10 protein-coding genes and 3 tRNA genes are annotated in these 12,880 nt (G+C 46.0%); all 13 read left to right on the top strand.

Features of this window, described 5'->3' with window-relative positions:
- Nucleotides 1-243 precede the first annotated feature (243 nt).
- The 13 genes from RQN30_RS04490 to RQN30_RS04430 all read left to right on the top strand — a co-directional run bounded on the left by RQN30_RS04490 (nucleotide 244) and on the right by RQN30_RS04430 (nucleotide 12,769).
- Nucleotides 244-323: transfer RNA gene (locus tag RQN30_RS04490), tRNA-Tyr, on the top strand.
- Between the two features lie 91 nt (nucleotides 324-414).
- A tRNA-Thr gene (locus RQN30_RS04485) sits at nucleotides 415-487 on the top strand.
- 41 nt (nucleotides 488-528) lie between these two features.
- Nucleotides 529-602 (top strand) — tRNA-Met (locus tag RQN30_RS04480).
- Nucleotides 603-654: 52 nt separating this feature from the next.
- A complete protein-coding gene (rpmG, locus tag RQN30_RS04475) occupies nucleotides 655-825 on the top strand; it encodes a 50S ribosomal protein L33 (RefSeq protein WP_353061435.1) in 171 nt (56 codons plus the stop codon).
- A 738-nt stretch (nucleotides 826-1,563) separates the two neighbouring features.
- Nucleotides 1,564-2,607 carry a TRAP transporter substrate-binding protein gene (locus RQN30_RS04470; RefSeq protein WP_353061434.1) on the top strand — a complete coding sequence of 348 codons (1,044 nt, stop codon included), beginning with the start codon at nucleotides 1,564-1,566 and terminating at the stop codon, nucleotides 2,605-2,607.
- Nucleotides 2,608-2,713: 106 nt separating this feature from the next.
- The gene (locus RQN30_RS04465) at nucleotides 2,714-3,142 is read left to right on the top strand and encodes a TRAP transporter small permease subunit (protein ID WP_353061433.1); all 429 of its coding nucleotides are present in this window, start codon (nucleotides 2,714-2,716) and stop codon (nucleotides 3,140-3,142) included.
- Nucleotides 3,139-4,452 (top strand): TRAP transporter large permease, encoded by a 1,314-nt coding sequence (locus tag RQN30_RS04460; protein ID WP_353061432.1) that lies wholly within the window; start codon nucleotides 3,139-3,141, stop codon nucleotides 4,450-4,452. Before RQN30_RS04465 ends, RQN30_RS04460 begins: the two co-directional genes overlap by 4 nt.
- A 293-nt stretch (nucleotides 4,453-4,745) precedes the next feature.
- On the top strand, nucleotides 4,746-7,022 hold the full coding sequence (locus tag RQN30_RS04455; RefSeq protein WP_353061431.1) for a bifunctional metallophosphatase/5'-nucleotidase: 2,277 nt from the start codon (nucleotides 4,746-4,748) through the stop codon (nucleotides 7,020-7,022).
- A gap of 457 nt (nucleotides 7,023-7,479) precedes the next feature.
- On the top strand, nucleotides 7,480-8,409 hold the full coding sequence (locus RQN30_RS04450) for an SPFH domain-containing protein (RefSeq protein ID WP_353061430.1): 930 nt from the start codon (nucleotides 7,480-7,482) through the stop codon (nucleotides 8,407-8,409).
- Nucleotides 8,410-8,411: 2 nt separating this feature from the next.
- Nucleotides 8,412-8,696, top strand: a complete 285-nt coding sequence (locus tag RQN30_RS04445; protein WP_353061429.1) for an SHOCT domain-containing protein — start codon at nucleotides 8,412-8,414, stop codon at nucleotides 8,694-8,696.
- A gap of 780 nt (nucleotides 8,697-9,476) precedes the next feature.
- On the top strand, nucleotides 9,477-9,860 hold the full coding sequence (locus tag RQN30_RS04440; protein ID WP_353061428.1) for a hypothetical protein: 384 nt from the start codon (nucleotides 9,477-9,479) through the stop codon (nucleotides 9,858-9,860).
- A 417-nt stretch (nucleotides 9,861-10,277) separates the two neighbouring features.
- A complete protein-coding gene (locus RQN30_RS04435; protein ID WP_353061427.1) occupies nucleotides 10,278-12,584 on the top strand; it encodes a hypothetical protein in 2,307 nt (768 codons plus the stop codon).
- On the top strand, nucleotides 12,566-12,769 hold the full coding sequence (locus tag RQN30_RS04430; protein ID WP_353061426.1) for a hypothetical protein: 204 nt from the start codon (nucleotides 12,566-12,568) through the stop codon (nucleotides 12,767-12,769). Before RQN30_RS04435 ends, RQN30_RS04430 begins: the two co-directional genes overlap by 19 nt.
- Nucleotides 12,770-12,880 lie beyond the last annotated feature (111 nt).

Here is a 12,880-nt window from a genome sequence, read left to right as displayed (position 1 = left end):
TAGCTGCTTCGGCACTGTTTTTTGCGGCGGCTGCTTCGGAACGATTAGTGTGTCTGGCTGTTTTCAGTTCAATTTGCAGCTTTAATTGAATCGATTATATTTTCCGAGTGTGCGTACTGCTCTCAAATGTGCGGATGTGTATAGTGTCATATAGTTGTATTTAGTTTGACAACAGCCGGGGTGAAAGTGCTAATCTGGATGCTCGTGAGTGAATGAAAATCGTTTGGAGTTCATTTACGAACTGGCGGGTTTGCAGAGCGGCCAAATGCAGGTGACTGTAAATCATCTCCTTCGGGTTCGGGGTTCGAATCCCTCACCCGCCACAAATCGCAAGGAGTGGTGATTAGTTTCACCGCTGATGTTTGCGAATCAGTTGGAATTTTATCGGCAATGTTTGGTAAGGTTTTCAACGCTGCCCCGATAGCTCAGTCGGCAGAGCGTCTCCATGGTAAGGAGAAGGTCAAGGGTTCGATTCCCTTTCGGGGCTCTATTCATTTTCTGGCTATGTTTATAATTAGAGAATGATGCGGCGGGGTAGCTCAGTTGGTCAGAGCGCACGACTCATAATCGTGAGGTCGCGGGTTCAAACCCCGCCTCCGCTACGACGAGGAGCAATACCGCTTCCCGCACAAACCGAACGTGAGGACTAAAACAGTGGCTAGCAAGTCAACAGACGTTCGCCCCAAGATCACCCTCGCATGCGAGGTTTGCAAGGAGCGCAACTATATTACTAAGAAGAACCGTCGAAACAACCCAGATCGTCTTGAACTAAAGAAGTTCTGCCCGCGTTGTAACGAATCAACTAATCATCGTGAAACACGATAAATAGTGGGTCTGATTAGTTTTTCGCTTTAGTTTTTGAAGTCTCCTGCACAGTGTTTTCTGTGCAGGAGACTTTTGTTTCACCTGTTTCTTTCCAATTGGGCTGAATACTTCGGCTTGCAGCTTGGCGGACATTCCGATAATCTTTCAGTCTGTGCACTTTGCTCACCGCAGGTTTTGAAAAATTTTGCTGCTCTCACCAGCATAAATACTGAAAAACTACGCCGAAAGACGAAAAAATCAATCAGCTGTATTTAAAAGATATAGTAAAAGTTATACTTAAAAGCAGTACTGGAAAGGCAGAACAAGATCCAAACCTCAGCAATGGGAAACTGTAATTGTCCGGAGTAGCTTCCGCGCAGCAACACAGCAACCCCCCCAAAAAAATAACACGTTTTATCCGCTGCCCATCTGCTAAGCCGCCTATCTCAGCATCAGTTGAATCTGCCGGCGATTGTAAGTTATTCATCTATTCATCATTGGAACTTGCAAGGAGAGCTGTTTGCCGTCTTTGCAGAAGCTGTTTGCAAACTTCGCAATAATTTAGCAGCTGTATCCGGCGGTGAATTAATACCGATTCATATTTATAAAATAAGTCCGCAAATCCGGTTTAATTAGTGACAATGACTGATACGATAACACTTGCGAAGTTTCTTGTATTGCGGCAATGAAGACGGTGATATAAGAGCAGAAAATTGCAAGACATGACTGCAACTAAGACGGTTGCTATAAGGAGCACCAATGAAAAAACATTGGCGGATTATCGCCGTACTCGCTGCTGGTCTAACACTCGCCTTGTCTGGCTGTGCCGGATTCGGCGGAATCAAGTTAGATAGTGTTGGGGATGAGGGCAGCGTTACATATTTTAAGATTGCATTGAACCAAACTGAAAAACACCCGTCATTCAAAGCCTTGGCAAAATTCGGTGCAGAAATAAGTGCAAAAACTAATGGCCGCTACAAGGTTGAAGTATTCCCGAATGAGCAGCTTGGATCGCAGCAAGAAGTACTCCAGATGGTGAAATCGGGCGCCATTGAAATGGCGATTGTTTCCGGCACGCAGCTCGAAAATGTGAATCAGGATTTTCGCGTCTTAAATATGCCAACAACATTTACGTCGCTGGAGCAGCAAATTAAAGTGCTCAAAGATCCAAAAATTGTGGGAGATCTTTTTGCTTCGATTGAAGAAAACGAAAATATTACTGTGCTTGGCGGATACACGCAAGGAGCACGCCACATTTACACAACCTACGGTCCGGTGAAAACTCCAGCGGATTTAAAAGGGAAAAAGATTCGTGTGCAGGAATCAGATATGCATATTCGGATGATTGAGCTAATGGGCGGAGCGGCAACTCCGCTGTCCTACGGCGAAGTCTATTCGGCATTGCAGGCAGGTGTGCTTGACGGGGCGGAGAACAATGAAGTTTCTTTTAATACCGCTCGGCACATGGAAGTTGCCCCTTACTATTCATTCACAAATCATCTGGTTGGTTTAGATTACATGATTATGCGTCACGACCTGCTGAAAGCGATGCCGGCAGCCGACCGCGAGCTTTTCTATGCCGCATGGTACGGCTCGATGGACTATCACACGAAACTGTGGATTGACTACACTGCCGAATCAAAGAAAATTGCTGAGAAAAACGGTGCAAAGTTTAACGAAGTCGATTCAGCGGCATTTTTTGCAGCATTAGCTCCGATTGTTGACGAATTCCTGCAAACGGATTATCAGCGCAGTCTCTACGAGAAAATTCGGCGTGCTGACACAACGGAAAGGATGAAGTAATGAAGAAAATTTTTGCCGCAACAGATCGTTTTCTGGGCGTTCTTTGCATTATCCTGTTTTCACTGTTAGTTCTCACTACGACGTGGCAGGTTTTTCCCGTCTCATATTGAACTCGCCTGTAACCTGGTCGGAAGAACTGGCAAAAATTTTATTCGTCTGGCTCTCTTTCCTCGGTCTTGCGTATGTTTACGGCGAACGCGGGCATATGGCTGTTGAATTCCTTGCCCATAAATTCCCTGCACGTCACGAACGTATTTTCGCCCTCTGGACGCACCTTGCTGCGTTGCTTTTGGCAGCCGTCGTCTTTATTTGGGGCGGTGTAAATGCGGCAATTAATGCCTGGTCGCAAAACCTGACGGCGCTGCCGCTTACAATTGGTTTGGTTTATCTGGTGATTCCGATTTCTGGAACAGCAATTGCGCTATACGCAATCTATCACTTGATTGAGATTGGTACCGGAAAAGAAGCAAATTATCCCGTACCGGAAGCGGAAGCAGCTCAGCATCAGCATCAGCAGAAAGGATTAGGACAATGACTCCAACCACTGCCGCAGGTTTAATTCTTTTAATTGGAATAATTTTGCTGATCGCCTCATCAGTTCCGATTGCGATTGCAATCGGTTTGCCGACGGTATTTGCTGCAATGGCAGTGATGGCGCCGGATGTTGCTGCAATGTCAATTGCGCAGCGCATGTTCACTGGTGTGAATTCTTTTACGCTGCTTGCAATTCCATTCTTTATTCTTGCCGGTGTGCTAATGAACCAAGGCGGAATTGCAAGCCGGTTGATTGATGCGGCAAAAGTTTTAGTCGGCCGAACTCCGGCTTCGATGGCGCAGACGAATATCGTTGCAAATGCGATGTTCGGAGCCGTATCGGGCGCCGCCGTCGCAGCTGCATCGGCAATCGGGACGATTATGAATCCGCGAATGGTAAAAGACGGATATTCGCGCCCGTACACGGCAGCAGTAAACGTCGCTTCCGCTCCTTCTGGGATGTTGATTCCGCCGTCGAACACTTTTATCGTCTACTCACTGGTTTCTTCCACATCTATTTCGGCATTGTTCATGGCAGGAGTCGGTCCGGGCTTACTTTGGGTATGCGCCTGTCTCGCTGTCGCCATCTATCTCTATTACCGCTATGAAAAGAAAAATGTGCTCCAGGCAAGTGAACGGCCTCCGGTAAAAGTCGTGTTGCGGACATTATGGCGTGCTGTTCCGTCGCTGCTAATGATTATCATCGTAATCGGCGGGATTTTGGGCGGTTTCTTCACTGCAACTGAATCTTCTGCGATTGCCGTGGTGTATTGTCTGGTGCTCAGCTTCGCATACCGGACGTTGAAACTGTCAGATTTGCCGGGAATTCTCTTAACTGCTACAAAAACGACGGCGGTAGTGATGTTCCTTGTCGCAGTATCATCCGGACTTTCCTGGGTGATGGCTTTCGCGCGGATTCCTGATTTGATTGCAAGCGGACTGCTCGGAATTACAGATTCAAAAACGGGAATTTTAATTATCATTATGCTGATTATGCTCATTGTCGGAACGTTCATGGATCCGACTCCGGCGATTTTGATTTTTGTTCCGATTTTTCTTCCAATCGTTACGGAACTCGGTGTGCATCCAGTGCATTTTGGCGCGATGATTGTTATGAATCTTTCCGTTGGGGTAATCACGCCGCCTGTCGGGAATGTACTTTTCGTCGGGGCAAAAGTAGCAGGATTACGAATTGAACCGGTCGTAGGCAAGCTCTGGCAATTCTTAGTCGGAATCATTCTCATGCTTTTCGTTGTGGTGTTTGTTCCGGCGATTTCACTGTGGCTCCCAACGATTGCGGGCTTAATCTAGAGTTGTCAAAATAACTGCGGAGATTGCATTGATTTCCGTGATGCTGTGATTGCGCCAAGAACATTGATTTCCGCAATGCCGCAATGCTGTGATACCGATGTTTTACCGAGTTCAGGGAGAAAAATCTCCGCGGCTTACTGTGCTGCAGAGATTTTTCCAACTTGGATGAATTCCAATTTAAGTTCGTAAAAAATAAGTTAATGCCGATTGAAATTTCAGGAAAAAACTTGTTTCTCGGCAGCGCCGTTGATAGTTTATGTGTGTCGGCTCTCTTTAATTTCGATGGAGAAAATATGAAAAATAAATTTATGCGCCCGTTAGCGGGCGGCATTTTCGCGCTGTCGCTGGTGCTTGTCCCGGCAGTATCGCAAGCTGCTCCGGAAACTCCGGACTCGCCGCCGCAGCCGGGAGTGGTGAAAATCGATTTATATAAACTGACTGATATTCACGGGCATATTGAATTAGTGGAAAATAAAGGTGCGGTAAAGGAAGCTGGTATTCCCGCAGTCGGATGCTACCTGGCAGACGCACGCGCCGATAATCCGAATGCTACTTTTACCCTCCTTGGCGACAATATCGGTGCTTCACCTTTCACGTCCGGAGCGCAGAAAGACAATCCGACGATTGCTGCGTTAAATTATTTACCGGTTGACGCCTCAACCATTGGAAATCACGAACTGGATTTGGGGCAGGAAGTATTCAAGGCGCGGATTGACGGTTCGCAGCCTGCAGATTTTGTAAAAGTGAAGTTCCCTTATCTCGGCGCGAACGTAAAAGGGATGGGAAATTACCAGGAAAACGGCAAAGATACTCCATACCTGAAAGACATGATTATCGAAGATCTCAATGGAGTGAAAGTTGCATTCATCGGGGCAATTGCACAAGATGTGCCGTATAAGTTAAGTCCGGAAGCTACTAAGGGATTAAAGTTTACGGATCCGATTGCTGAAATCACGAAGCAGGCAAAGGCACTGAAAGCAGAAAAGAAAGCTGACATTGTGGTTGCAATGCTTGACGACGATGTGAAGAACAATTTCGCAAAGATGCCTGCGGAAGTAGATGTGCTGATGGGCGGCGATACTCACGTCCCATATGAATTTGACGCTGTAAATTCCAAAGTGAAGCTGAATAACCAAAATAATCCGCTTTTGGCTGGTATTGCGTCTGGTTCCTATACCGATAATTTAGGTCTGGTGCAAATTTCTTACGATACTAAGCAGAAGAAGATTCTTTCTGCCGATTCAATTCTGATTCCGGCAAAAGATGTGGTGGCGAAAGTGAAGCAAGACCGGCCAGACTGCTTGACTAAATCTGATGCTGCAGTTTCGGTGCAGCAAGCTGCGGAAAAGTCGAAAGAAGCCGGTAAGAAGCCAATCGTTACCAATGTGAAAGCAGAATGGCGCCGCGGCGTGTATCTTGCACCGGAAAATAAGGATCCGAAAGCCGGATCGAACCGCGGTATTGAATCTACACTCGGGAATTTGGTTGCTGATTCGATTTTGGATCAAGTAAAGATTGACGGAACAAATCCAGTTGACATCGGTGTGATCAACGCTGGCGGTCTGCGCACGGATTTGATTCCGGAAAACGGAACAATCACCTATGCGCAAACTTTCCAGGCTCTGCCGTTCTCGAATGAAATGGGTTATGCGCCAGTGACTGGTGCGCAATTCAAACAAGCGCTTGAAAATCAGTGGAAGACTGGTTTGAATTCGCAGAATTCACGTCCAATGCTCCGGATGGGAACTTCGTCGAACCTCACCTATACTTACGACGCAGCTCAGCCGGCTGGCAAGCGAATCACGTCGATTATGCTCAACGGTAAGCCAATGGATATGAACAAAACCTACAATGTTGGTTCAATGACGTTTGTGCTCCAGGGCGGCGACGGCTATTTTGATCCGGGACTGAAAGTCACAACTTTCGGGGTGCTCGACCGGGATGCTTTCAACGCGTACCTGCAGAAAGTGACTGGACCAAAGCTCGCTGCAGCGAATCTTAAGCGCGGAGTCGGTTTGTCTCTGCCGGAAAATCCGCTGCATGCGGGAGATACATTATCGATTCCAATGCGCGGTTTATCGTTCTCAGAAGGCCCTGGAATTACGAAGAATGTGCATGTAACTGTCGGAGATGTAAAGCGAAGTTTCCCAGTGCAGAATTCGCTTCTTGAACCGGATGCTTCGGCTGAAAAATCTATCATCACCACCGACGGTGCAGGCCAAGCCGTTGCAGATTTCAAGCTCGACGGTGTTTGTACCGGGCAGACTGGTGTAGTTAATCTTCCGGTAACAGTTGCTACCGATTTCGGCACAGTTGTATCTGCGGCGAATGGTCTTACGGTAAAGGTAGATTGCACGGCTGCAGGTGCTGCGGCGAAGCCGAATACCGGTAATTCGGGCGCTATGCCGAAGCCGGATAGCAACAAGTCGGGTGCTGCGTCGAAATCAGGCAGTAAGCAGCTGGCAAAGACTGGTTCATCCGATGTTCTTGGTCTTGGATTCTTAGCTTTCGGTGCGGTAGCTGCCGGAACAGTATTCTCCGCAGCTACCCGGAAAAAGTTGCGAAAGTGACGAGTTTTTGCTGAACCTGCAGCGAATATTCAGATTTGGATAGACTCCGGTAATTGTCCCCCGAAAGTTGAATTGACTAACTCAGTTCTTTCTTTCGGGGGACAGCTCATTTGCGCTGAAGTTAGAGTTTCGCTGTGCTGCCAATGCTCATCCCCAATGTTAATGCGCGGCTGCTGTGTTTTTATTATGCTGATTTTCGTGTGCCGCAGGTGAATGCTTTTGTTTGTAAACAGCAGCTAAACAGCGATTAACGAACAGTGAAACACTTCACAATTTTTTACTTTTAAAGAAGAGAAAAGATGTAGCATATGACTGAAAGAAAACAATAATGTTTTCAGGCTGGCGGATTTAAATGATTTGATTTCTAAGAAACACGGAAAATAATTCCCGAGACAGGAGTTGTAATGGGCTTTATACAGGCAGTCGCAGGATCAATCGGCGGGACTTTCGCAGATCAGTGGAAAGATTTTTTCGGACCGCTGCCGGAAGTTTCGCCTACAGCCGGGGTATTCCCGGGATTCTTCTGGGCACTAACAACAAACGCGGGGCAAACTATAAAGGAAACCAAAATGTTATCACCAACGGCACGAAGATTATCGTGCCGGAGGGGACTGCCGTCGTAACAATGCAAGACGGCGGAATTACTGGTCTTATTTCACAGCCAGGCGCTTATATCTACGAAAGTAATGATCCGAATGCACGCTCGATCTTTGCCGGAAATAGTGTGATTGACGCGCTGATAAAGCAGTCGTTTGAAAAGTTCAAGTTCGGCGGAATTCCTGCTGTGCAGCAGCTCCTATTCTATGTGAATTTAAAGGAAATTCCAAACAATCGCTTTGGAACGCAATCTGAGATTTATTGGGACGACGCATTTTTCGGGACGCAGGTTGGAGCGGTGACGCGCGGTACCTATACGCTGCGAATTGTCGATCCGATTCTTTTTATCCGTAACTTCGTCCCCGTGACTTACCTGACTCAAGATGCTCCGGTGTTTGATTTTGCTGATTTCGATAATCCGGCTGGAGAACAACTCTTTAACGAAGTCGTGGGCAGTCTTTCTGCGGCGTTCGCGAATTACACAAACAACCCCGACAAGGGGAACCGTATGGCGCGGATTCAAGGCGATCAACTTGGCTTTGCCGCTTCACTTTCTGCAGCAGTAGAAGCTGCCTATCAATGGAAGACGAGCCGCGGTCTGGAGATTATCAAGACCGCAATTCTTGCGATCGAATATGATGAAGAAACCAGGAAACTGCTGCAAGACGTGAAGAAGGCAGATGCGCTTTCCGGTAATCGCGCAAATACATTCTTCCAGCAAGCTGCTGCCCGCGGGATTCAAGCAGCGGGTGAAAACGGCGGGGAACTGATATGGCTTTCCTCGGATTAGGTATGAACGCCGTCGGTGGGATGATGGGCGGAATGCCGCAGGAAAATAGCGCTTTTGCGGTTAATCAAAACAGCGCTTTTGCGGCAGGAGAAAACGCTCCGCAAATGCCGGGTCAAGCGGCCGCGCAGTCAGCGGAAGAAAATCCGAATCCGGCGAATGAGCCGCAGCCGCAGCAAAGTTTTAGCGATGTCACTGCAAAGCTCTTGGATATGAAGAAACTTTTTGATGCTGGAGTAATCTCGCAAGAGGAATTTGAGGCAGTGAAAAAGCAGTTGCTTGGCTTATAGCTAGATCTGCTAAATGAATGCGGAATTGAATACGTACTGAATTTGCGCAGTGCGGAAAATTCAAATTTGCGTTTTGCAGCAGCCGGGAAAGCGGTCAGACGAAGTGCCTGAAATACGGCACGGCTGATATTACACCGGTTGCGAAACTCAGGAAACTGCGATGCAGGTATTGCGCCGCCAATTGCGTGAAGTTTTCTGCTTCTTGCCGTCAGTTGCGTAAAAGTTTCCTGCTTCTTGTGCGGTGTCGGCTGTTTCCGTAGTTATTTCGTGTGGTGAAAATGCATTATTTCCATCGATGATGTAACGAAAATCCTTTCTGACAGCGGCATAACTGATTTCGAAAATAATGTTGAAGTACTGCGTGAAGATAGAAGTTGATTGCCGAGCTGAGGCGAAAATGCCAGATGTCATGTGCGTTTCTGAACTAGTATTTGTGACCTTAACTTCGATAAATCTTGGATATTACTCAAATTTCAATTACTTCCGTTCACGATATGAAGAATAATCTGCGGCAGTTCGAAGCTATCGTTGCGGGGGTGGACAAGGCATTGCGCTATCACTTATCATTGAAACGGTGTTATGTCTGCGGTTGATTTTTTGAATGCATTGCCGTTTACAAGAAAATGTGCGTTGAATAAACCTAATCTGGACTCTGACTGTGTACAGGTTAATAGTTTCCGACATCAGCTCCAGACATGGCATGTTTCTATGTGGCGCGTTCATAGGCACTATGCCTATGAACAAAATGTGAGTCATAGGTGCAAGTAAGGAAGAATCAGCATGGGCGCTCCTGTCAAGCTTTCCGCTTTCAAACTGAAAAACGGTTTGATGGATTGTGCCATACCGTCTCGCAATGCAGATAAGAACAAACAAATCAGGAAAATATTAGGCAGAGAGTCTGAGAATAAAAAGCTGCGTTCACTGATTTTTCTGTTGCAGCCCAATGTGCACGTTTTGGTGTATTTAATTGTATTTTCATATATTAATGATTTACGGCAGCAAAAAGCAGCAACTGAATGCCGGGAGTTATTTCAAGATATAACTCCAAGTATTTCAATCTTGCTGCTGATTTATCGCGATATTGCGCAAGCCGCCTTGAATAAAAGGGCAGTGCATTTATATCACCGCGCCCCCTGCATAAGACTCGCTGGGGGGGCAGGCTGACGCGGATTATTCCTGCAGTTTGCTCAGAATCTTCATACTTTGCATTATTTGATAATAGCGAATCCTCACATCTGGGTCGCTATTTTTTATCGCAGCATCATGAAACGCTCTTAACTAGATTGAAATGCGCCTGGTTAACCCTGACGGCGCCGTTGGCACATCCTTGCAATGACTACCGAGCTAACTGTACCGCAGATTGCGTAAACAAAATCGAATATCGATACTCTTGTTACCTTATGCAAAAAGATGATTCTTATTCGGAATTTCGGATTTGTGCGGTTAAAACCCAAAAAGAGAAATACATGAAAAGAGATCTGTTTATGCATTGGCGAAAACAGATCTCAAATAGAGAAGATACCGCATGAAAACGAGAAGTATAGCTGTGTGGTTAAACAACCAGATTGAGAAGGTGAAATAATGGTGCGGGAATTTAAGAAACGTGCCTTCGGATATCTAAAAGTACGGGTAACACTATTCGTTTTGATGCTGGCGTTGGCAATGAGTTCTCTGGCTTTGCCGGCATCTGTGAACGCTGCTGTGACTGACTCTGCACAGCCTGTGGAATTTGAAGTTAAATACAATGCTCATCTTACGCAGAATGGACGTAAGCTGAGCAGAATCAGTTGGGATGTGACGCTGAGATCGAGGGGTGAACCTTTTAGTCAGCTGAAGCCTACCGTCACGATTGCTGCTTTGCCTGGATCGGGATTAACTAAGCCGACTGGAAAATCTCTGCAATCTCCGCAAAATTCCGGTTTAGGTACGTATGCTGTTACTTGGCAGCCAAGTGATTCCAACAAAGAAGCCCGCATCTCTTTCTCCACTTCCGTTAATCACGTACAACCTGCATACGCCATCGATCTATTTGTGCAGTTAGGAAACTATCAGAGCAGATTAGGTGCAGATGCGAACCCGGACACCATTGCAAAACGTGTGATTGCAGCTCCGCAGGTTCAGGATGGTTCACAGCTGCCTGACTATGATCCGCATGAAGGGCCGGTAGCAATCCCGATTCTTGAGGAGAATCGTACTATTTTTGGTCGCTATATATCAGAACACACAATTGAATGGACAGTAGTAGATATTAACAATCGACTAGATCAGATTAAAGGTAATAGTCTGGTAAAAGGCGATGATATTCTGCCGAAGCCTTGGCCGGTAGTTGATAAAACACAGGAACTGCAGAGCGGAAAATCTAATGCTGCGCTATATCTCCTAGAACGTCCCAATCCGCAAACCAATAGCTTTGGTCATACTCATACTGAAAAACGGATGGTAAATTTTGCTGCTGCACAACCTGTGCCTCCAGGAAGTGTAGCAATCAGCAAGCTAATTACTACTGTGACTGCTGGCAGTGAAAAAATGTATCATTCTTTGGGTTCGAGTAGTGTCGAAGCGCTGAAAGCAGATATCACCGCCACCCGACTTTGGAATGATGTCGACCCGCAATATCGTTTAGAGCAGAGACTCATTTTAGAATCTGATTTTCCTAAGAAATCCTACTCTGCTCAGATCGCCCCTGAAGTAAGAAATATCGTGATAGCAGATGTGGATAAGTTTTCATCTCAAAATGGTACGTTGCAGCGAATTGAATATACACCTGCATACACGCCTGCAGAAGGTACATGGGCGCAAACAAAAGAATTTGATAGTGTGCAAGGATCAATGCTGCTAAGTTTGAGTAAGCTTGCTCCGACACCTGATCTTCCAGACCCTACAGCTGACCCAGCTAGATATGGCATTGTCTCGATTGATCATATGACTTTTGATTTCTATGAACGTGGAGAAAACCAAGTTGGAAATCCAAACAACGTGGTTGGATATGATAGCTATATTTCAACGCGTTGGAAGCTTCCTGCAAATACCAAAAAAGGCGACGAGTTTTTGCTTGAACTCCCGAAAGAAGTCAGTATTAACGGAAAGATTAGTTATAACGAGCCGTATGGGTATATATACAGCACCAAGTTTCCAAATGATAAAACACAGGCGCTGATGGAGGTTTATCTGATTAATTCTAAGCAACTGGCGTTTGTAGCTACTGATAAGGCTGCCAGTCCGATAGATCTTGCGGGAACATTTGATATTGGGAACTTATTGCCAATCAAAGGATGCTCATACAATGGTGCGGTAGCGAATATCGGGATTGTAGCATATAACCCATATGGAGACGGGAAAAACGAGCTCATTGACACGATTGGTAAAGGGTGTGATATTAAACAGTTCCGTGGAGGTGTGAGTCCAAGTCCAAACTATCTGTTGAATCCTATTGATCCATCGCAAACTTTAGTAGAGAAAGATATTCAATTTACGAATACATGGATTGGGCACGATTATGCAGGTCCGCGGAAGAGCGTGATTCAAACAAGTGCCGCGATTGATTGGGATGCCGATTTTCGGAGGATGAAAGATGGAATCATTACGAAAAGTCTCTACGAAGAAGGACTTGACTACCTTACATGGGAGGTTCTCCTTAACGCCAGCGGGAAGAGTGTCTTAGCGCAAGATTTGTGGCTGCGTGATTCGTTTAATGATAATCCGCAGCTGAATTGGAGCGAGGAACCGAATATTGCAAATTACACTAGTGGGCCAACTATAAGAGACATTATGAAAAAGATGTCGAGATTTATCTTGCTCAAGGATACGGCGCCACGAATGCATATAATCCAGAAACTCTTATTCGGATTTGGCCAGATGATCCTCACAATATGCGTAATTCCATCATGAATGGCGAACCGGATCTGCGGCGCTACAATGATCCGACGGAGTACACCCCTAACGATAAACATCGAGCCTATGGGCTGCGTGTTCATATTAAATCTTTGACTAATCGCAATGGTGCATGGGAAGCTGCAACTCCTGATGGGTATAAAACTATTTTGTTGCGCTATAAGACGAAAAAATTAATTTAAATTCTCCTTTCTACAAGAACACAGCCAGAATTGAATCAACAAACATTTTTCATAACCGAATTGCGGTTAGCCGTGTAGATTCTAGGAAACTTCGTCTGGTATTTATGCGCG

It is taken from the genome of Arcanobacterium hippocoleae, assembly GCF_040360365.1.
Lineage (GTDB): Bacteria > Actinomycetota > Actinomycetes > Actinomycetales > Actinomycetaceae > Arcanobacterium_A > Arcanobacterium_A hippocoleae_A.
This window is presented reverse-complemented; position numbering and strand designations above follow the sequence as displayed.

What these genes read in the sequence shown, in the direction of transcription:
- RQN30_RS04455 (WP_353061431.1), top strand. Translation starts at nt 4,746, where the DNA reads ATGAAAAATAAATTTATGCGCCCGTTAGCGGGCGGCATTTTCGCGCTG.
- RQN30_RS04430 (WP_353061426.1), top strand. Translation starts at nt 12,566, where the DNA reads ATGCGTAATTCCATCATGAATGGCGAACCGGATCTGCGGCGCTACAAT.
- RQN30_RS04470 (WP_353061434.1), top strand. Translation starts at nt 1,564, where the DNA reads ATGAAAAAACATTGGCGGATTATCGCCGTACTCGCTGCTGGTCTAACA.
- RQN30_RS04435 (WP_353061427.1), top strand. Translation starts at nt 10,278, where the DNA reads ATGGTGCGGGAATTTAAGAAACGTGCCTTCGGATATCTAAAAGTACGG.
- RQN30_RS04445 (WP_353061429.1), top strand. Translation starts at nt 8,412, where the DNA reads ATGAACGCCGTCGGTGGGATGATGGGCGGAATGCCGCAGGAAAATAGC.
- RQN30_RS04440 (WP_353061428.1), top strand. Translation starts at nt 9,477, where the DNA reads ATGGGCGCTCCTGTCAAGCTTTCCGCTTTCAAACTGAAAAACGGTTTG.
- RQN30_RS04460 (WP_353061432.1), top strand. Translation starts at nt 3,139, where the DNA reads ATGACTCCAACCACTGCCGCAGGTTTAATTCTTTTAATTGGAATAATT.